Raw genomic sequence first — 19,835 nt, forward strand, 5'->3', positions numbered from 1 at the left:
CGCGTTCACGGCCGAGTGCTCCGGCGACCGATACTGTGAAAGGCGTGCCACGCATCGCCTACCTCGGCCCCGAGGGAACGTTCACCGAGGCGGCATTGCTGCAGATGGTGGCCGCCGGGGTCATCCCGGCCGGATCCGACGTCATCCCACAGCCCCAGGACAGTCCCGGCGCCGCGCTGGAGGCAGTCCGCAGCGGTGCAGCCGATTTCGCGTGCGTGCCCATCGAGAACTCGATCGAGGGTTCGGTGCTGCCCACCCTCGACGGTCTGGCCGCGGGCTCGTCGTTACAGATCTACGCCGAACACACGCTCGACGTCGCCTTCAGCATCGTCACCCGGCCCGGCGTCGGCGCCGCGGACATCGCGACCGTCGCGGCCTTCCCGGTGGCGCTGGCCCAGGTGCGGCGCTGGCTGGCCGCGCACCTGCCCGACGCGCGGATCGTGCCCGCCACCTCGAATGCCGCCGCGGCCAAGGATGTCGCCGACGGTGCCGCCGACGCGGGTGTCAGCACGGCGCTGGCGGCGCAGCGGTACGGACTGGCCGAACTGGCGGCCGGCGTCGTCGACGAGATCAATGCGCGGACCCGGTTCGTGCTGGTCGGTGCCCCGGGTCCGCCGCCGGCGCGCACCGGCGCCGACCGCACCTCGGTGGTGCTGCGGCTCGACAATGTCCCGGGCACCCTGGTGGCGGCCATGACCGAACTGTCGGTGCGCGATATCGATCTGACCAGGATCGAATCACGGCCCACCCGAACCGAACTGGGCGCCTACAAGTTCTTCCTGGATTGGGTCGGGCACCTCGACGACGAGGCCGTCGCCGACGCCCTGAAGGCGTTGCACCGACGCTGCGCCGAGGTGCGGTTCCTCGGCTCGTGGCCGACCGGCGCCGTGGTCGGTGCGTCACCACCCGAGGACGACGAGGCGGGTCACTGGTTACAGATGCTGCGAACGGGAGGTCCGTCATGACCGGGCGGCTGGTGCTGGTACGGCACGGACAGTCCCATGGGAACGTCGAGCGCCGGCTCGACACCCGTCCGCCGGGCGCGGCGCTCACCGAACTCGGGCACGAGCAGGCGCGCACGTTCGCCGCGAACTGGTCGCACCCGGTGGGTCTGGTGGCGCACTCGGTGGCCACCCGGGCACGCGAGACGGCCGCGGGCATCGCGGCCGGGCTGGACCTGCCGACCCAAGAATTCGAGGGCATCCACGAGGTCCAGGTCGGCGAGCTGGAGAACCGCAACGACGAAGAGGCCATCGACACATTCGAAAAGGTCTACCGCCGTTGGCATCTCGGTGAGCTCGACGTGCCGGTGCCCGGCGGTGAGACGGGCAGGCAGGTGCTCGACCGGATGGTTCCGATACTCACCGAGCTACGGTTGCGCCATCTCGACGACCGGCGCTGGACCGATGACATCCTGGTGGTCAGCCACGGTGCCGCCATCCGGCTGGTGTCGGCGGTACTGGCGGGCGTGGAGAGCGCCTTCGCGCTGGAGAATCATCTGAACAACACCGAAAGCGTGGTGCTCAGCCCGATCACCGACGGACGGTGGAGTTGCGTGCAGTGGGGAGAGGCGACCCCGCCGTTCACGGTGGCCGTGCAGCCCGAGCCTCAGACCACCGAGGCCGAGGCCGGCCCCATGGGCTGAGCGCCCCACTGCTCGGCGCATTCACACCCCACGGCGAAGCAGTCGATGGTGTAGGTGTGCGCCGCTTCCGGGGTGCGGCAGTCCGGTTCGGTGCATTCCGGCCGCTGCCCGATGTGCACGATCACGGTGCCGTGGCAGTGCTCGAGCTCGGCGTCCGCCCCGGAGTCCCGGCATTCTCGGCAGATCCCGCTCATGTCAGCCATTGTTCCATCGGCCACCGACAGGCCGTGGTTCCCACGCGGGGCCAACGCGTTCGGTCAGCCCCAGCCCAACTCGTGCAGACGCTCGTCGTCGATGCCGAAATGGTGGGCGAGCTCGTGCACCACGGTGATGGCGACCTCTTCGACCACCTCCTCCTCGGACTCGCACATCTGCAGCAGCGCATCGCGATAGATGGTGATCGCATCGGGCAGCGCGCCCGCATAGGTCGAGTCCCGCTCGGTCAGCGCGATGCCCTCGTAGAGACCGAGTAGATCGGGCTCCTCGGGATGACGCGCGGCCACCAGGAACACCACGTTGTCCGCCGCGGCGGCCAGCTGGGCAGGAATCAGGTCGAGCGCATCGGAGACCAGTTCGTCGAACCGCTTCGCGCTCATCCGCACCGGCACGCCGGTCAGGGAATCGGCGGGCCGGGAGGCGGCCCGGCCGGTGGTGGTCCGGCCGGCGGCGGTGGTGCGGGCGCAGGCGGCGGTGCCGGAGCCGGCGGTACGCCCTCCATCGGTGGCCCGGCCGGTGGCGGCGGGGCGCCGGGCGGCGGTGGCGGCGGCGGACCGTTGAGGAACGTGTTGCCCCCGGTGGGTGTCGCCGGGGCGTCCGCGGGCTGCTCCTCGTTCTGGCTGGACTGTCCCGGCAGATGCTCGTTGGATCCGGACCCCTGGCTGCTGCTGCTGCTGCTGCTGCCGGATCCGCTGTCGTAGCTTCCGCTGTCGGACTGGTCGTAGGTGATCTGCGAGCTGGTGTCCACCGGCGGCATCGGGATCGCCGGGATGGACAACCGCTCGTCGGGGATGTCCGGCGGCGGGACCGGCGGGCGGCCGTTGATCATCAGCGGGCCCTTGGCGCTGTTGAGCAGCGTGGACCAACCGCCGTTGCCCAGCGTGGCGCCGATGCTGCAGGAGACCTGGTGGCTGCCCGCCGACCAGCTCGGCAGTGCGATGGTGCTGTAGACCAGCGTCAGCGTGGTGGTGCGCAGTTCCAACGGCGCCAGGTAGGCCTCGGTGACGCGCGCGCAGTTGTCCTTGACGAAGGTGTCCTGCTCGGCCTCGGGCGGCAGCCCCTGCGGGAACTTCTCGGCCAGGTTGACCGACCCGGTCACCTCCAGGGAGTGCGGGCCGGCACAGTCGACCGGGATGTCGGTCGGCTGATTGGTGGCCGGGTCGATGCCCAGGCAGGTGCCCGCCGGCCACACCTTGGACTGGTCGATATCGGCGACCTTGCCCTGGAAGGCCTGCTGCTGATTGTTGGCGCCCGGCAGTTGCAGACCGCACAGCATGCGTCGCTCACCGGCCTGGCGCCAGGCCTTCTCCCCGGACCACAGCAGGCTGACGGTGAACCGTCCGTTCGGGTCGAAGCGGTCACCCAGATAGCGCTGCACCGCGCTCTGGCACTGCTCCTGACTGATCTGCTGGATGCGGGCCGGCGACGGCGGCGCGGCGTCCGGACCGTACTCGGTGCCCGGGAAGGTCCGCATGTCGACCGACTCGGCGACCTCGAAGCGATGCTCGGTGGTGCAGTCGACGACCTGGGCCGCGTCCGGGGTGCGCTCGGGCCAGTTCAGGCAGTCGCCGGCCTTGGCGTTGTCGAAGGTGCTGTTGGTGCGCAGGCCCAGCGCGCCGACACCGGAGTTCAAGCCGGCGAGACGACCGCCGACGGCGCTGTCGGGCAACACCGTGATGACGCCGGCGATCATCAGACCGCCGAGGGCGGTCAGCAGCAGGGCCCGGCGGGTGGCGCTCAGTGGGTTGCCCATGGACAGCGCTCGACGCCAGCGGGGGACCGCCTGTTGCGAGGCCTGTGCCTCGTACAGAAACGGTTCCGTGGCGGAGGTTTCGTCCTTGGGTTCGTCCAACATCGCCTCCCATTGTGACAGGCGTGTCACGATGTGTGACAAGTGATGCACTTGTAATGTTATGTGGTTGTGGCCCGCGCGGTCGCGCACGGCGCGGCGCAAGTAGGGTTACCGCCGTGATCGACCTCAAGCTGCTCCGTGACGAGCCCGATCGGGTCCGCGCCTCGCAACGCGCCCGCGGTGAGGATCCCGGCCTGGTGGACGCGCTGCTGGCCGCCGACGCCACCCGCCGCACCGCGATCTCCACCGCCGACAACCTGCGCGCCGAGCAGAAGGCCGCCAGCAAGTCCGTCGGCAAGGCCTCCGCGCAGGACCGCCCGGCCCTGCTGGCCCGGGCCAAGGAGATCGCCGAGGAGGTCAAGGCCGCCGAGACCGCGCAGGCCGAGGCCGAGGCCGCCTTCGCCGCGGCCCATATGGCGGTGTCCAACGTCATCGTCGACGGGGTGCCCGCCGGGGGCGAGGACGATTTCGCGCTGCTGGACACCGTCGGTACACCGCCGGTGATCGACAACCCGCGCGATCACCTGGATCTGGGCGAGGCACTCGGCCTGATCGACATGGAACGCGGCGCGAAGGTGTCGGGTTCGCGGTTCTACTTCCTGACCGGTCGGGGCGCGCTGCTACAGCTGGGACTGCTGCAACTCGCGGTCCGGTTGGCCACCGACAACGGCTTCACCCTGATGATCCCGCCGGTGCTGGTGCGGCCCGAGGTGATGTCGGGCACCGGCTTCCTGGGCGCGCACGCCGACGAGATCTATCACCTCGACGACGACGATCTCTATCTCGTCGGCACCTCCGAGGTGCCGTTGGCCGGATACCACCGCGACGAGATCCTGGACCTGTCCGACGGTCCGAAGCGCTACGCCGGTTGGTCCTCCTGTTTCCGCCGGGAGGCCGGCAGCTATGGCAAGGACACCCGCGGCATCATCCGGGTGCACCAGTTCGACAAGGTCGAGGCCTTCGTCTACTGCAAGCCCGAGGATGCCGAGGCCGAACATCAGCGGTTGCTGGGCTGGCAGCGCGAGATGCTGGCCGCCATCGAGGTGCCCTACCGCGTGATCGATGTCGCCGCGGGTGACCTCGGCTCGTCGGCCGCGCGCAAATTCGACTGCGAGGCATGGGTTCCCACCCAGGGCACCTATCGCGAGCTGACCTCGACGTCGAATTGTTCGACGTTCCAGGCCCGTCGGTTGTCCACCCGCTACCGCGACGAGAACGGCAAACCGCAGATCGCCGCGACCCTCAACGGCACCCTGGCCACGACCCGCTGGCTGGTGGCCATCCTGGAGAACCACCAGCGCTCCGACGGCAGCGTGCGGGTGCCCTCGGCGCTGGTGCCCTACGTAGGTACGGAGGTTCTGACACCGTGATCGACATCGACATCGACGAACTGCGCTCCTGGTTCGGCTTCGGCGTGGCGGGTAACTTCGCCGGGCACCTCGAACAGGCAGGGGAGGCAGTCGATTTCGTCAACGTGGAAAGCCAGGGGAGCGCACCCAAGGGGATCTTCCCGTGGTACGCCCCCGGCGTCGACGGATTCCTCGGCGAGTTCCCGCTGTCCCAGGACAGCATCACGCTGCCCGCCAGTGACGAACCGCTGAACCTGCAGATCGAACCCGAGGTGGGATTGGCCTGCCGGGTGCGCTGGAACGGCGACACCGTGGCCTCGCTGGAACCGTTCGCGCTCGGCGCGTTCAACGACTGCTCGATCCGGCGGCCGAACGCCCGCAAGATCAGTGACAAGAAGAACTGGGGTGCGGCCTCCAAAGGCGTTGCGCGCCAGTTCTTCGACATCAGCGACCTGACCCCCGACGGCCCCACCGCGACACTGCGGCTGATGTGCCACCTGCACAGCGCCGACGGTCAGCAGCACGAGTACGGCGTCGACAGCCCGCTGCTGGGCTACTCGTACTACGGCGAGGTGCTGCTGGACTGGATCACCGAACGGCTGGCCAACCAGAAGGGTTCTGCGGACACCCCGTTGGAGGATGTCGGTGCGCTGATGGTGGCCGCCGGGCATCCCGAGCACGTGCTGATCGGCATCGGCGCCACCCGCTACACCCCGCTCGGCGAGTCGACCTATCTCAACGCCGGGGACGAGGCCGTGGTGCGGGTGTACGACACCGCCTCCGATGCCGCCTCCGAACTGCGTCAGCTGGTGCGCTGAGCGTTCAGCAACTCCTCGAGGACGGTCACGAACTCGGTCGGGCGCAACGGTGTGAAGGCCGGCGCCGGCTGGGTGCCCGGCACGTCCAGGATCACCAGCGTGGACTTGATGGGGCGCCAGACGTCCAGCGGCATCCATCGCCGGGGATCGAAGCTGCCCCAGATGCGGAAACGCTCGGTGATCAGCCCCAGTGACTCCGCGCGGTAGGCGCGGACCGCGCGCAGCGGGATCACCTTCGCGGTCCCGGACGGAAAGTGGTAGCGGCGCAGCGTGATCGCCTGACGATCCAGCTGGATCATCCCGTCGTCGTAGACCGGCGACACCGACTGCGGCGCGTTCACAATCGCGTGGTCCGCAACTGATGGCCCTTGGCGGTCAGGCAGCGCCCGGTGTCCAGATTCCACTGCCACCCGTGCAGATTGCAGGTCAGCGTCGAACCCTCGACCACACCGAATTTCGACAGATCCGCCTTCAGGTGCGGGCAGCGACGCTGGATCTCCCAGCCGGCCAGTGTGGTCGAGGCGCTGTCATCGTGCGCCTCGGCGAACCAACCGTCGGCGTAGGCGATCCGCTCATCGGTCAGGCACTTGAAGAACGTGTACAGGTACTCGTTGTAACCGCCGACCCGCCATGCCTTGAACCGGGTGGACAGGAAGATGGTGTTCACCCAGTCCGGTTCGTTGTCGCGCACCACGGTGCGCACCAACTGGGCCGGGATCTCGAAGCCGTAGCGGAACTTCTCGTCCGGGACGGCTTCGCGCACCGCCCGTTTCGGGAAGTCCAGCACCACCGTCTGCACGCTGCGCGGGCCCGGCAGGCGCAGTTCGACCGGATAGCCGATACCGTCGCAGATCTGGTCGGAGGCCAGCATCATCGGCTCGAACAGCGTGCGCAACGGCTCCAGCAGCGACTCGCCGTCGGCCGGCGCCCAGGACGCCTTCGCCGCGGCCAGCACCGGAGCCTGGCGTTGGGCGTAGGCCTCGATATAGGCGGCCTTGCCGGTGGTGAACACCGCCTCGGGATCCTCGATCGGGTGCGTCAACGAGTTGAGTTCCCGCCCGGTGAAATCCGCCGTCGAGCCAGGCACCATCAGCAGGCCGCCGTCGTGGCCGTGGCGGCGCATCTGGTCCAGGAAGACCATCTGGTCGGGGAAGATGTTGGCCGGGTCGCCGTGATCGTCGTTGAGATCGCGCAACTCGGGATCCAGGAAGCAGGGCGGACCGGCCGAAGGAACCACCCAGGTGGCGCCCACCTGCGCGATGTACTGCCGGCAGCGGTCCATCTGGCGCTGGCGCTTCTGGGTGCCGAAGGCCTCCTTGGCGCGGGCAGGCATGTCGTAGACCATCGGGTACCAGATGGCACCGGAGTACTGCAGCATGTGCACGTCGATATGGCCGAACTGGGCGACCAGCACGTCCAGATCGATGGGGCGGGCGTCGTTCATGTTGAACGCGGTGGTGGTGCCGTCGGACACCACCAGCCCCGAATCGCCGATCGGCCCGTCGGCGGGGGCACGCAACGCGATGATCATCACGTCCAGGTCGCCCTTGGGGCCGCTGACCCGGTGCTTGACCGAGTCGGTGGTCTCGACGAAGGTGTGAAAGCCCAGCGCCTCCAATTCGCGGCGCAGATCGGGCACCGGATAGTCCGGCAGCAGCACGGTCGCGTCCTTGTTGACGTGCGCGGCCAGCAGCTCCGGATCGAAATGATCCTTGTGCAGGTGGCTGACGTACAGATAGTCACAGTCGCCCAAGGCGTCCCAGTCGAGTGCGGAGTTGTCCGGGAACGGGAACCAGGACGCGAAGTACGCGGGGTTGACCCAGGGGTCGCACAGGATGCTGCCGGCTTCCGTATCGATCCGGAAACCGGCGTGTCCAACGCTTGTGACCTGCACGAATAGCCTCTCTGATGGTCGGTGGCCCGAATATGAGTCTAGCGACCGTCGCGGTGCTGTTCTGCTCGGTCGGGCACCGAACTACTACGCTTACCCGTGTGGAGCCGGTATACGGGACTGTCATCCAAGCCGCCCGCCTGCTGTGGCGGTTGCAGGGCCTGAGGTTCACCGTGACCGGGGTGGAGAACCTGCCGGTCACCGGCGGGGCGGTGATCGCGGTCAACCACACCAGCTATTTCGATTTCACCTTCGCCGGACTGCCCGCCTACCGGCAGGGCCGCGGCCGCAAGGTCCGCTTCATGGCGAAGAAAGAGGTTTTCGACCACCGGATCGGCGGCCCCATCATGCGCAAGCTGCGCCATATCGAGGTGGACCGCGCCAGCGGTGCCGACTCGTTCGCCGCGGCCTGCGCCGCGCTGAAGGCCGGTGAGCTGGTCGGGGTCTACCCCGAGGCGACCATCAGCCGCAGCTTCGAGATCAAGGGGTTCAAGTCGGGCGCGGCCCGGATGGCCATCGACGCCGATGTGCCTATCGTCCCGCACATCATCTGGGGCGCCCAGCGGATCTGGACCAAGGGACATCCGAAGAACATGCGCAGGCCCAAGGTGCCGATCTCGGTCGCCGTCGGCGAACCGATCTATCCCACGCTGCCGCCGGTCGAGCTCACCGAGCTGTTGCGTCACCGGATGCAGCATCTGCTGGAGCGGGTGCAGGAGGACTACGGGCCGCATCCCGCGGGCGAATTCTGGGTGCCGCACCGGCTCGGCGGTGGCGCGCCGACATTGGCCGAGGCCGACCGGATGGACATGGAGGAGGCCGCCGAGAAGGCGGCCCGGCGTGCCGCCCAGCGCTCGGGTGAGGTGCCGGAGTAGACGGCATGGAACCGGTCTTCCGATCCCTCGAGATCGCCGGTAGGACAGCGGTGCGCGCCACCGGGACCAGGCTCACCTTCCTCGGTCTGGAGCACATCCCGTCCACCGGCGGTGCCGTGGTGGCCATCAACCACACCGGTTATGTCGACTTCCTGCCCGCGGCGCTGGCGGCGACCGAACGCGGCAGGCGCATGCGCTTCATGATCAAGGCGGAGATGAAGGAGGTGCGGTTCGTCAACTTCCTCATCACGCACGCCGGCACCATTCCGGTGAACCGCCAATCCGGTGCCGAGTCCTATCCGGTCGCGGTGCAGAGTCTGCGTGCGGGCGAACTGGTGGGGGTATATCCGGAGGCGACGATCAGTCGCAGCTTCGAGCTCAAAGCCTTCAAGTCCGGCGCGGCCCGGATGGCATGGGAGGCGCAGGTCCCGATCATCCCGCTGATCGTCTGGGGCGTGCACCGGATGTGGACCAAGGATCACCCGAGGAACCTGCGCCGCAACAACATTCCCGTCACGGTGTCGATCGGTTCGCCGCTGGCCGCCGGCCCGGACACCGAGCAGACGATGACCGAGCTGAGGACGGCGATGACCACACTGCTGCACCGCACCCAGGACGACTATCCGCACCCCGCCGGGGCATACTGGGTGCCGCGGCGCCTCGGCGGAAGCGCGCCGACGCCAGAGGAGGCCGACATGCTCGACGAGGCCGAGATGGCCCGGCGGCGGGCGGGGCGCTCCTGATGCTGCCCACCCTGATCGCCACCGACGTCGACGGCACCCTGCTCGACCAACACGAGCGGGTGACCCCGCGTACCGCTGCTGCGGTACGCGCCGCCGTCGATGCCGGCGCCACCTTCATCCTGGCCACCGGGCGCCCGCCGCGGTGGGTGCCCCCGGTCGTCGAACAGCTCGGGTTCGCACCGATGTCGGTGTGTGCCAACGGTTCGGTGATCTATGACCCGGCGACCGACCGCATCGTGTCGGCCCGCACGCTGTCGGTCGAGGAGTTGACCAAGTTGGCCGAGACGGCGGCCCGTGTCATTCCGGGGGCCGGTCTGGCGGTCGAGCGGGTGGGCCGCAGCGCCCACGACGCGGCGACGCCGCAGTTCGTCAGTTCCCCCGGCTACGAACACGCCTGGCTGAATCCGGACAACACCGAGGTGTCCCTGGAGGATCTGCTGAGCGCGCCCGCGGTCAAGCTGCTGATCCGCAAGCCGGGAGCGTTGTCCGGCGATATGGCCGCGGCACTGGCCCCACATGTCGGCATCGAAGGTGACCTGACCTATTCCACCAACAACGGTCTGATCGAGGTGCTGCCGCGCGGTCTGAGCAAGGCCACCGGTGTCGCCGAGGTCGCGGGTCCGCTCGGTGTGGACGCCGCCGATATCGTCGCATTCGGCGATATGCCCAATGACATCCCGATGCTGCAGTGGGCCGGGCTCGGGGTGGCGATGGGCAACGCCCATCCCGAGGCGATGGCGGCCGCCGACGAGGTCACCGCACCCAACACCGAGGACGGGTTGGCACGGGTGCTGGAACGCTGGTGGTTATAGCTTCCCGGCGCTGATCGGGGTGAACCGCTCGAGCTGGACCGGATGCTGCTCGGCCGGCGGAACCTCATGCGGCACACCGTCGATCACGCGGGTGACGGTGCCGTGTTCACGATCGAAGTTCAGCGTGCCGTGCTGGAAGTTCTGTTTGATCCACAGCGGTTCGCCGATTTCGGCGCTGGTCGGCAGTCCCAGCGCACCGCGCTCGAAACCCAGTGTGCCCCAAGCCTCGTAGATGGCGCCGGTGACCGGTTGTGCGCCCGACTCCGGGGACCAGTACATGGCGCCGTGATCGAAGGTGACATAGCGGGCGCTGCCGTGACCCGGTGACTCCGGTGAGGTCGGCATGCCCAGTGGGCCCTTCTCGCCGCCCTCGGTCTGCCATTTTGCGAATATCGCGCCACCGCGCAACGAGTCGACCAGATCCTGTTGTCCGGGAGGCTGATTGAACCGGGCGGCGATATCGCGCAGCAGATCCATCTGGGCGTAGGCGGCGTCCCCCGGGCAGTCGGTGTTGCCGACGTCGCGGTGGGTGAAGATGTTGGGCAGCCGCGGCGCCGCGCCGCGCGGGAACAGCGTGAAGCTGCCGCCGGCCGAGGTCAGGGTGACGGTGCCGCGCGGGTCGACCCGGTCCAGGCCCAGCCGCCAGCCCAACAGTCGGCCGGTGGTGCGCAACTGGATCGGGGTCGGCGGCTCGGCATTGAAGTCGCCGATCATCGCCACACCCCAGGTGTCGGAGTTGAATCCGCCGGTGTGCGCGCCCTGCACGGCGCGGTTCATCCCGCCGGCGCGACCCTCGAACACCTGGCCGTAGCGGTCGACGAGCGCGTTGTAGGCCATATCGCACCAGCCCAGGGTGCGGGCGTGGTACTCGTAGATCGAGCGGACGATGGCCGCCGAATCCTGCGGCGTGTAGTCGTTGCTGCCCGCGGTGTGGTGCACGACGCCGGCGCGGACACTGCGGTCATAGATGGGATCACCGCAGCGCAGCGACTCGTTGGCGCCCCACTGCGCGCGGGTGATGATCTGCGGGGCCTGCCCGGGCACGGTGACCGCGGTGGGCGGGGGCACCTGGATGTCGACCGGTGCCTGCGGCGGGCTGATGAGCACGGCGTTGACGTTCGCCGGCAGCGGCTGCTCGACATTGACCGGGATGTAGCCAAGTCCGGGCCCCGGTTCGGTGGCCTCCGGTGCGGGGGCGGCCCGCGAGACGGCGATCTGCACGGTGTTGGTGCGGCCGACGAAGACGGGTTCGGTGCCGTGGGTGTCCGGGCGCTCCGGGCCGACGCCGTCGAGCGCCTCGGCGACGTACCAGGGGCCCCAGCTCCCGTCGGCGCGTTTGGCCCGGACCCGGGCGGTGGTGCCGTCGAGATCGTCAGCGGTCAGGGCCACCAGGGAGAACGGCGTGTCCTGATGGATCTCGCGGATCGTCTCACCGGTGCCCAGATCGCTCAGCGGTTGCTGGCTGATGGCCGTCTCGGCGGACGGATTCTCCTCGGGAAGGCCGCCGATCGCCCAGGGCAGGATCGCGACCGTACCCAACACTGCGGACAGCAGTAGAGAGGGCGCTGATCGACGACGCGGCACGAGCCGATGTTACGTATGTGCTTACTGTTACCAGTGTTACGACACGCCCGTTGCCACACGCAACGGCACCGCAGAGCCGACGCTGGCTTCTGCGGTGCCGTCAGGTGACAGGACTGGGTGGGCTAGGCGCCCGCTGCCGTGGCCGCCGCGGTGGCGGCCCCCGTCGCGGCTTCGGCGGCACCCACCGCCGCCTCGGCGGCGCCGGTGGCGGCCGCGGCGGCCGGTGCGGCCGGAGCGGCGGCCGGGGCCGCGCTCTTGACCGCGGACATGATCGCCGGCATCACCATGCCCTTGAGCAGGTCGATGGCCTGGCCCGCGCCGAGCTGCTCGGCGGCACTGTTGATGGTGCCGAGCAGTCCGCCGCTGCCGGGGGAGGCGACCGGCGCGGCCAGTGACGGGTCGGCGCCCAGGATCGGGTAGGTGCCCGCCATCGGGTCCAGCCCGATGGGCTGTGCGATCGGGATCTCACCGGGCAGCCCGATCCCGCCGAGGGCCGGATCGGTCAGGCCCACCGGGCTGGTCAGACCGGGATCGGTCAGCGAGGCCGGCGACAGGGCGCCCGGCGACAGTGACGGACCGGCCGCGCCGACCGGCGGGATGCTCAGACCCGGCGTGCTCAGCTCGGGCGTGGACAACCCAGGTGCGGTGAGCCCGGGGGTCGTCAGCTCCGGTGTGGTAAGGCCGGGTGTGGTCAGACCGGGCGTGGTCAGCTCGGGTGTGGTCAATCCCGGTGTCGTCAGACCGGGGGCGGTCAGCCCGGGTGCGGTCAGGCCCGGCGAGGTCAGCCCCGGCGAGGTCAGGCCGGGGGAGGCCAGACCCGGGGAGACCAGCGTGGGACTCGCGGCCGGCGAGGGGGTGAGCAGGCTGGTGGGCATCGGCGGCATGTTGACGCCGAACTGCGACAGGCCCTGCGACAGCGCCGAGAACAGTTCCATCGGCAGATCGGTGATCATCGCGGCATGGACGAACTCGCGCTGTTGCGGTTCCTGGGCCTCGGACATCTCGGATACGGCGGCAATGGCGACTGGACTTGCGACGGCCAGGGCGGCGACTGCGCTCATGGCTGTCGAGAGCTTGCGTCGACGTCGGTTCGGCACGGAAGTCTCCTCAATACATGGACTACGTGTTTCGGGTGTTCTGCAGGTGATACGTGGTGCGGTGCGTCGGCGACGGCGGTTCTCGTGCCCGGGTAACCGACGCTCTGCCAACGTGTTTGATGGTACTGCTGTGACTTCTGTGTCTAGAGTGACGATGCGGAATCGTGAGCGAATTGCGACCTGCCGGTTCGACCGGGCACGTCACACGTTTCGGGTCGTCGGGGCCCGGTCGGATACCCTTGCTGCCGATGACCGATCAATCTGCTGGCCAGCCCACCGACCGCTTTGACCTCATCATCGTCGGATCCGGATTCTTCGGCTTGACGATCGCCGAGCGGGCGGCCACCCAACTCGACAAGCGGGTGCTCGTCGTCGAACGACGGTCGCATATAGGAGGTAACGCCTACTCCGAGCCGGACCCCGCGACCGGTATCGAGGTCCACCGCTACGGCGCGCACCTGTTCCACACCTCCAACAAGAGGGTCTGGGATTACGTGCGGCAGTTCACCGACTTCACCGGTTACCAGCACCGGGTGTTCGCCCTGCACAAGGGTCAGGCCTACCAGTTCCCGATGGGACTGGGCCTGGTCAGCCAATTCTTCGGCCGGTACTTCAGCCCGGACGAGGCGCGCGCGCTGATCAAGGAGCAGGCCGCCGAGATCGAGACCGCCGATGCGCAGAACCTCGAAGAGAAGGCCATCTCGCTGATCGGGCGCCCGCTGTATGAGGCCTTCGTCAAGGCCTATACCGCCAAGCAGTGGCAGACCGACCCGAAGGAACTGCCGGCGTCGACCATCAACCGCCTGCCGGTGCGCTACACCTTCGACAACCGCTATTTCAACGACACCTACGAGGGTCTGCCGAAAGACGGTTACACCGCATGGCTGAAGAACATGGCGGCCGACGACCGCATCGAGGTCAGGCTGGACACCGACTGGTTCGACGTGCGCGAGCAGGTGCGCGCGCAGAGTCCGCAGGCTCCCGTGGTCTACACCGGCCCACTGGACCGCTACTTCGACTATGTCGACGGCCGGCTCGGCTGGCGCACGCTGGACTTCGAGACCGAGGTGCTGCCGACCGGTGACTTCCAGGGCACGCCGGTGATGAACTACAACGACGCCGATGTGCCCTACACCCGCATCCACGAGTTCCGGCACTTCCACCCCGAGCGGGACTACCCGACCGACAAGACGGTGATCATGCGGGAGTACTCCCGTTTCGCCGATGACGACGACGAGCCGTACTACCCGATCAACACCGATGCCGATCGGGCGCTGCTGGCGGGATACCGCGACCGCGCCAAGGCCGAGACCGCGTCGGCCAAGGTGCTCTTCGGTGGCCGTCTGGGCACCTACCAGTACCTCGACATGCACATGGCCATCGCCAGTGCCCTCAACATGTACGACAACGTTCTGGCGCCGCACCTGCGCGACGGGGTGGAGCTGAACGCCGACGACGAAGGTAGATCATGAGCGACATCCCATCCGGAGCACTCGACTCCACCGAGTCGCGGGCGGTGAGCCTGCTGTCGCGGATCATCCTGCCGCGACCGGGCGAACCGCTCGATGTGCGCAAGCTCTACATCGAGGAGTCCGAGACCAACGCCCGGCGCGCGCACGCGCCGAGTCGCACCACGCTGGAGATCGGTGCCGAGTCCGAGGTGTCGTTCGCCACCTATTTCAACGCCTTCCCGGCCAGCTACTGGCGGCGCTGGTCGACGCTGGAGTCGGTGGTGCTGCGGGTGGAACTGACCGGCAATGCCCGCATCGACGTCTACCGATCGAAGGCCACCGGTGCGCGGATCACCGTCGGCGGCACCGAGGCCACCAGCGTCGACGACACCCCGGCGGTCACCGAGTTCGAGGTGGACCTGGCCCCGTTCGAGGATGGCGGCTGGATCTGGTTCGACATCACCACCGACACCAAGGTGACCGTGCACAGCGCGGGCTGGTACGCCCCGCAGCAGGCGCCCGGCCGCGCCGATGTGGCCATCGGCATCCCGACCTTCAACCGTCCGGCCGACTGTGTCAGCGCGCTGTCCGCGCTGACCTCGGACCCGTTGGTGGACAAGGTGATCAGTAAGGTCATCGTGTCCGACCAGGGCACCAGCCAGGCCAAGGACCACCCCGGCTTCGAGGCCGCGGCGGCCGCACTCGGCGACCGGCTCTCGGTGCACTACCAACCCAACCTCGGCGGGTCCGGCGGTTACAGCCGGGTCATGTACGAGGCGTTGAAGAACACCGACTGCGAACAGATCCTGTTCATGGACGACGACATCCGCGTCGAACCGGACTCGATCCTGCGGGCACTGGCGTTCAACCGGTTCGCCAAGGTCCCGACCCTGGTCGGCGGGCAGATGCTCAACCTGCAGGAGCCCAGTCACCTGCACGTGATGGGCGAGATGGTCGATTCCGAGAACTTCATGTGGACCGGCGCCGTCAACACCGAGTACGACCACAACTTCGCCAAGTACCCGCTCAACGACGAGGAGCACGAGCGCAGCCGACTGCTGCACCGTCGCATCGACGTCGACTACAACGGCTGGTGGATGTGCATGATCCCGCGCCGGGTCGCCCAGGAGCTCGGTCAGCCGCTGCCGCTGTTCATCAAGTGGGACGACGCCGAGTACGGGTTGCGCGCCGGCGAGCACGGCTACCCGACGGTCACCCTGCCCGGCGCGGCGATCTGGCACATGGCCTGGAGCGACAAGGACGACGCCATCGACTGGCAGGCCTATTTCCACCTGCGCAACCGGTTGGTCGTCGCCGCCCTGCACTGGGACGGCAAGATCGGCGGACTGATCGCCAGCCATTTCAAGGCGACCATGAAGCATCTTCTGTGCCTGGAGTATTCGACCGTGGCCATCCAGAACAAGGCGATGGACGATTTCCTGGCCGGACCCGATCACATCTTCTCCATCCTGGAATCGGCGCTGCCGGATGTGCGCAAGATGCGCAGCCAGTTCCCCGACGCCGTGGTGCTGGAGAGCGCGACGGTGCTGCCCGCCCCCTCGGACAAGCGCTGGCGGCGCAAGGTCAAGATCCCCACCAATCCGGTGTCGATCGGTGTGCGGCTGACTCGCGGTGTGGCCCACCAGCTCTCGGCCCACGATCCCGAGCACCACGTGCGTCCGCAGATCAACGTGGCCACCCAGGACGCCCGCTGGTTCTCGCTGTGCAAGGTCGACGGTGTCACCGTGACCACCGCCGACGGCCGCGGGGTGGTGTTCCGCCAGCGTGACCGCGAGAAAATGTTCGAACTGCTGCGCGAGTCGCTGAAACGTCAGGTCATGTTGTTCCGTAAGTTCAACGGGATGCGCAAGGTATACCGCGCCGCGCTGCCCGAACTGACCAGCACCACGCGGTGGGAGTCGGTTCTGCTGCCGTCCGGCGCCGGACAGTCTGCGCTGGAACAGGCCTGACGTGGCAGAGGATCTGGCGCCCGAGGAGGCGGCTCTGGTCGCGGTGCAGGCCACGCTGGCCGGCCGCCCGGGTGTGTTGGCGGGTGCGCGCGCACTCTCGCATTTCGGTGAGCACAGTGCCGGGTGGGTCGGTGTCTCGGTGCTCGGCGCCGCGCTGCAACCGCGGCGCCGCCAGATCTGGCTGACCGCCGGTGCCGGCGCGTTCGCCGCGCATGCGGCCGCCGTCGTGATCAAGCGGGTGGTCAAGCGCAAGCGTCCGCACCACCCGGCGATCGCGGTCAACGTCGGCACCCCCAGCAAGCTGAGCTTCCCGTCGGCGCACGCGACATCCACCACCGCCGCGGCGATCCTGCTCGGGCGTGCCACCGGACTCCCGTTGCCGTGGGTGCTGATTCCGCCGATGGCGTTGTCGCGCCTGGTGCTCGGCGTGCACTATCCGACCGACGTGTTGACCGGTGTGGCGGTCGGGGCGGCAGTCGCCAAGGCCGTCGGTGCCGTCGCCGAGGGCGCGGCGCGAAAGGAATCAGCACAGTGAGCGAAGAACCTCACCCGACCGCCGGTCCGCCCAAGAACCTGGCCTCGGGAATCATCAAGGCGCTGCGCCCGCGCCAGTGGGTGAAGAACGTCCTGGTCTTCGCCGCGCCGGTGGCCGCACTCGGTGATGACCGCTTCGTCGTCGACGACTACCGCGAAGTGCTGGTCAACGTGCTGTTGGCCTTCGTGGTGTTCAGCCTCGCCGCCTCGTCGGTCTACCTGGTCAACGACGCGCGCGATGTGGAGGCCGACCGCGCGCACCCCACCAAGCGCTTCCGGCCCATCGCCGCCGGTGTGGTGCCCGAGGCGCTGGCCTACACGCTGGCCGTGGTGCTCGGTGTCGCCGCGCTGGTCATCTCGTGGCTGGTGTCGCCGAATCTGGCCGTGGTCATCGGCGTCTACATCGCCATCCAGCTCGCCTACTGCTTCGGTCTCAAGCACCAGGCGGTCATCGACATCTGCATCGTGTCCTCGGGCTTCCTGATCCGGGCCATCGCCGGTGGTGTCGCCGCGGGAATCCAACTGTCGCAATGGTTCCTGCTGGTGATGGCGTTCGGGTCGTTGTTCATGGCCGCCGGTAAGCGCTACGCCGAACTGCAGCTCGCCGAACGAACCGGAGCCAAGATCCGCAAATCGCTGGAGAGTTACACCAGCGGCTATCTGCGGTTCGTCTGGACGTTGGCCGCCACCGCGGTGGTGCTGTGCTACGCGCTGTTCGCCTTCGAACGAGACGGCGGCTCGGCGTCGTGGTGGGCCGTCTCCATCATCCCGTTCACCATCGCCATCCTGCGGTACGCGGTCGACATCGACGGCGGGCACGCCGGCGAGCCCGAGGAGATCGCGCTGGGTGACCGGGTACTGCAAGTGCTCGCCCTGGCCCTGATCGGTACCGTCGGTGCGGCTGCCTACTTCAGTTGACCGGCTCGGCGCCGCCACCGCCGAACGGGTGAACCGATGGCCCGCGGTGCGATACGGCCTGTCGGCCCGGATCAGCCTGTGGATCTCGGTGGTGGTGGCCGCCGGACTCTTCGGCTGGGGCGCCTGGCAGCGCCGGTGGATGGCCGATGACGGCCTCATCGTGCTGCGCACCGTGCGGAACCTGTTGGCGGGCAACGGCCCGGTCTTCAACGCCGGTGAGCGGGTGGAGTCCAACACCTCCACGCTGTGGACCTATCTGATCACCGCGAGCAGCTGGATCGCCGGTCCGGTGCGCCTGGAGTACGTCGCGTTGGCGCTGGCGCTGGGACTCAGCGTGGCCGGTGTGGTGCTGGTGATGCTGGGCACCGCCCGCCTCTATGCACCGACACTGGCCGGTCGGCGGGCACTGCTGCTGCCGGCCGGTGTGCTGGTCTACATCGCCGTCCCGCCGGCTCGCGACTTCGCCACCTCCGGCCTGGAAAACGGTTTGGTGCTGGCCTATGTCGGTCTGCTCTGGTGGTTGCTGGTGCGCTGGTCGCAGGCCCGCCGCGCCGCCGGTCCGGTGCTGATCACCGGGCTGGCCTTCGTGGCCGGGCTCAGTGTTCTGGTCCGTCCGGAGCTGGCACTCGTGGGCGGTGGCGCGCTGGTGCTGATGGTGCTGGCGGCACCGACCTGGCGGTGCCGGCTGTTGATCGTCGCCGTCGGCGGCGCGCTGCCGGTGGCCTACCAGATCTTCCGGATGGGTTATTACGGGTTGCTGGTGCCGCAGACCGCGATCGCCAAGGACGCCTCCGGTGCCAAGTGGTCCCAGGGTCTGCTGTATCTGGAGAACCTCGACGCGCCCTATCTGTTGTGGGTGCCGATGGTGCTGCTGGTCGTGCTGGCGGTCGTGCTGATGCGCGGCCGGTCCTCGTCGGCACCCGACAACCAGGCCGAGCAGCCGGCCGGCGGCCGGATCGCCCGGTTGGTCCAGAACCCCGCCGCCGCAGTCGTCTTCATCGTCGCCAGCGGTCTCATCCAGGCCGTCTACTGGGTCCGCCAGGGCGGCGACTTCATGCACGGCCGGGTGCTGCTGACGGCCCTGTTCTTGATGCTGGCACCCGTTGCCGTCATCCCGATCGCGGTGCCTCAGCGTGCCGGAATGGCCACGCGCACGGCCCATCTGCTCACCGGCTCGGCCGCCCTGCTGTGGGTGGCGATCGCGGGATGGGCGCTGTGGGCGGCGAATTCGCCCGGTATGGGCGCCGATGCCACCCGTGTCACCTACTCCGGGATCGTCGACGAGCGGCGGTTCTACGCCCAGGCGACCGGACACGCGCACCCGCTGACCGCGGCGGACTATCTGGACTACCCGCGCATGCGGGCCATGCTGGTGGCGCTGCGCGACCACCCGGACGGCGCGCTGCTGCTGCCCTCGGGTAACTATGACGTCTGGGATGTGGTGCCGGCCATCCCGCCACCGCCGGACCAGCCTCGTTTACCGGGCGAAACAGGCCCGCAGACAGTCTTTTTCACCAATATGGGCATGTCGAGCATGAATGTCGGCCTGGATGTGCGGGTGATCGACCAGATCGGACTGACCAACCCGCTGGCGGCGCACACCGAGCGCCTGGAGGACGCCCGGATCGGGCACGACAAGAACCTCTTTCCGGACTGGGCGGTGGCCGAGGGGCCGTTCCTCAAGGAGCGTCCCTACATCCCGCCCTATCTCGACGAGGACTGGATCGCCCAGGCCGAGGTCGCGCTGACATGCCCCGAGACCGAGGCGATGCTCAACGCGGTGCGCGCCCCGATGGGACCGCGGCGATTCCTGTCCAACCTCGTCAACGCGATGGAATTCGGCAGCTACCGCATTGACCGGGTGCCCCTGTACGAGTTGCGCCGGTGCGGGCTGGAGATTCCGCCGCCCACGACGCCCGAGTACACGGGTCTGCCGGCCACCGGACCGTGATCGGGCTAACACAGGTTTTGCGGGCGCAGTAACGACGCGGTTATGTTGGGCCGATAGATGAGCGTGGCCCGCAACGCCCGCAACGCGCTATCGCCTGGTGACTCGGCGGTCAGCCGCGTCACCAGTGAG

At 68.5% G+C, this 19,835-nt stretch carries 19 protein-coding genes; 12 read left to right on the plus strand and 7 right to left on the minus strand.

The window, feature by feature from the left end:
- Positions 1-44 precede the first annotated feature (44 nt).
- On the plus strand, positions 45-965 hold the full coding sequence (pheA, locus tag ACWDUN_RS25865; RefSeq protein ID WP_449933174.1) for a prephenate dehydratase: 921 nt from the start codon (positions 45-47) through the stop codon (positions 963-965).
- Positions 962-1,645: a histidine phosphatase family protein gene (locus ACWDUN_RS25870; RefSeq protein WP_449933176.1), complete on the plus strand. Its 684-nt coding sequence runs from the start codon at positions 962-964 to the stop codon at positions 1,643-1,645. The genes pheA and ACWDUN_RS25870 overlap by 4 nt, the downstream gene beginning before the upstream one ends.
- Here ACWDUN_RS25870 and ACWDUN_RS25875 read toward each other — a convergent pair.
- From ACWDUN_RS25875 to ACWDUN_RS25885, 3 genes are all read right to left on the minus strand, one after another.
- A complete protein-coding gene (locus ACWDUN_RS25875) occupies positions 1,609-1,839 on the minus strand; it encodes a hypothetical protein (protein ID WP_449933177.1) in 231 nt (76 codons plus the stop codon). The genes ACWDUN_RS25870 and ACWDUN_RS25875 overlap by 37 nt on opposite strands.
- 63 nt (positions 1,840-1,902) lie before the next feature.
- Entirely contained in the window at positions 1,903-2,253 is a 351-nt protein-coding gene (locus ACWDUN_RS25880; RefSeq protein WP_449933178.1) for a metallopeptidase family protein, read from the minus strand.
- A 5-nt stretch (positions 2,254-2,258) separates the two neighbouring features.
- Positions 2,259-3,716 (minus strand): septum formation family protein, encoded by a 1,458-nt coding sequence (locus ACWDUN_RS25885; protein ID WP_449933179.1) that lies wholly within the window; start codon positions 3,714-3,716, stop codon positions 2,259-2,261.
- A 113-nt stretch (positions 3,717-3,829) separates the two neighbouring features.
- Between ACWDUN_RS25885 and serS the strand changes: the two genes are divergently transcribed.
- Together serS and ACWDUN_RS25895 are read left to right on the plus strand one after the other, a co-directional pair.
- Positions 3,830-5,083 carry a serine--tRNA ligase gene (serS, locus tag ACWDUN_RS25890; RefSeq protein WP_449933181.1) on the plus strand — a complete coding sequence of 418 codons (1,254 nt, stop codon included), beginning with the start codon at positions 3,830-3,832 and terminating at the stop codon, positions 5,081-5,083.
- On the plus strand, positions 5,080-5,880 hold the full coding sequence (locus ACWDUN_RS25895) for a DUF5718 family protein (RefSeq protein WP_449933182.1): 801 nt from the start codon (positions 5,080-5,082) through the stop codon (positions 5,878-5,880). The genes serS and ACWDUN_RS25895 overlap by 4 nt, the downstream gene beginning before the upstream one ends.
- On the opposite strand, the gene ACWDUN_RS25900 is transcribed toward ACWDUN_RS25895, so the two are convergent.
- A complete protein-coding gene (locus ACWDUN_RS25900) occupies positions 5,865-6,179 on the minus strand; it encodes a hypothetical protein (protein ID WP_449933255.1) in 315 nt (104 codons plus the stop codon). The two genes, ACWDUN_RS25895 and ACWDUN_RS25900, sit on opposite strands and share 16 nt — an antisense overlap.
- 38 nt (positions 6,180-6,217) lie before the next feature.
- Positions 6,218-7,774: a Rieske 2Fe-2S domain-containing protein gene (locus ACWDUN_RS25905; protein ID WP_449933183.1), complete on the minus strand. Its 1,557-nt coding sequence runs from the start codon at positions 7,772-7,774 to the stop codon at positions 6,218-6,220.
- 98 nt (positions 7,775-7,872) lie between these two features.
- Between ACWDUN_RS25905 and ACWDUN_RS25910 the strand changes: the two genes are divergently transcribed.
- From ACWDUN_RS25910 to ACWDUN_RS25920, 3 genes are read left to right on the plus strand one after another with little or no spacing between them, the layout of a single operon-like run.
- The gene (locus tag ACWDUN_RS25910; protein WP_449933185.1) at positions 7,873-8,646 is read left to right on the plus strand and encodes a lysophospholipid acyltransferase family protein; all 774 of its coding nucleotides are present in this window, start codon (positions 7,873-7,875) and stop codon (positions 8,644-8,646) included.
- Between the two features lie 5 nt (positions 8,647-8,651).
- Positions 8,652-9,389, plus strand: a complete 738-nt coding sequence (locus ACWDUN_RS25915; RefSeq protein ID WP_449933187.1) for a lysophospholipid acyltransferase family protein — start codon at positions 8,652-8,654, stop codon at positions 9,387-9,389.
- On the plus strand, positions 9,389-10,201 hold the full coding sequence (locus tag ACWDUN_RS25920) for an HAD family hydrolase (protein WP_449933189.1): 813 nt from the start codon (positions 9,389-9,391) through the stop codon (positions 10,199-10,201). The genes ACWDUN_RS25915 and ACWDUN_RS25920 overlap by 1 nt, the downstream gene beginning before the upstream one ends.
- Here the strand turns inward: ACWDUN_RS25920 and ACWDUN_RS25925 are convergent.
- Both ACWDUN_RS25925 and ACWDUN_RS25930 read right to left on the minus strand, forming a co-directional pair.
- On the minus strand, positions 10,196-11,785 hold the full coding sequence (locus tag ACWDUN_RS25925; RefSeq protein WP_449933191.1) for an N-acetylmuramoyl-L-alanine amidase: 1,590 nt from the start codon (positions 11,783-11,785) through the stop codon (positions 10,196-10,198). The two genes, ACWDUN_RS25920 and ACWDUN_RS25925, sit on opposite strands and share 6 nt — an antisense overlap.
- A gap of 122 nt (positions 11,786-11,907) precedes the next feature.
- Complete coding sequence (locus ACWDUN_RS25930; RefSeq protein WP_449933192.1) at positions 11,908-12,882, minus strand: hypothetical protein; 975 nt, start codon at positions 12,880-12,882, stop codon at positions 11,908-11,910.
- 248 nt (positions 12,883-13,130) lie between these two features.
- Here ACWDUN_RS25930 and glf point away from each other — a divergent pair, with 248 nt between their 5' ends.
- Genes glf through zomB form a run of 5 tightly spaced genes read left to right on the plus strand, consistent with a single transcriptional unit; the run spans position 13,131 to position 19,706 of the window.
- Positions 13,131-14,354 (plus strand): UDP-galactopyranose mutase, encoded by a 1,224-nt coding sequence (gene glf, locus ACWDUN_RS25935; protein ID WP_449933194.1) that lies wholly within the window; start codon positions 13,131-13,133, stop codon positions 14,352-14,354.
- Positions 14,351-16,303, plus strand: a complete 1,953-nt coding sequence (locus ACWDUN_RS25940) for a glycosyltransferase (RefSeq protein ID WP_449933196.1) — start codon at positions 14,351-14,353, stop codon at positions 16,301-16,303. The genes glf and ACWDUN_RS25940 overlap by 4 nt, the downstream gene beginning before the upstream one ends.
- Before the next feature lies 1 nt (position 16,304).
- A complete protein-coding gene (locus ACWDUN_RS25945) occupies positions 16,305-16,838 on the plus strand; it encodes a phosphatase PAP2 family protein (protein WP_449933198.1) in 534 nt (177 codons plus the stop codon).
- Positions 16,835-17,755 carry a decaprenyl-phosphate phosphoribosyltransferase gene (locus ACWDUN_RS25950; RefSeq protein ID WP_449933200.1) on the plus strand — a complete coding sequence of 307 codons (921 nt, stop codon included), beginning with the start codon at positions 16,835-16,837 and terminating at the stop codon, positions 17,753-17,755. The genes ACWDUN_RS25945 and ACWDUN_RS25950 overlap by 4 nt, the downstream gene beginning before the upstream one ends.
- 28 nt (positions 17,756-17,783) lie before the next feature.
- A complete protein-coding gene (gene zomB, locus ACWDUN_RS25955; protein WP_449933202.1) occupies positions 17,784-19,706 on the plus strand; it encodes a flagellar motor control protein ZomB in 1,923 nt (640 codons plus the stop codon).
- Positions 19,707-19,835 lie beyond the last annotated feature (129 nt).

Source organism: Mycobacterium sp. NPDC003323, from assembly GCF_053589535.1.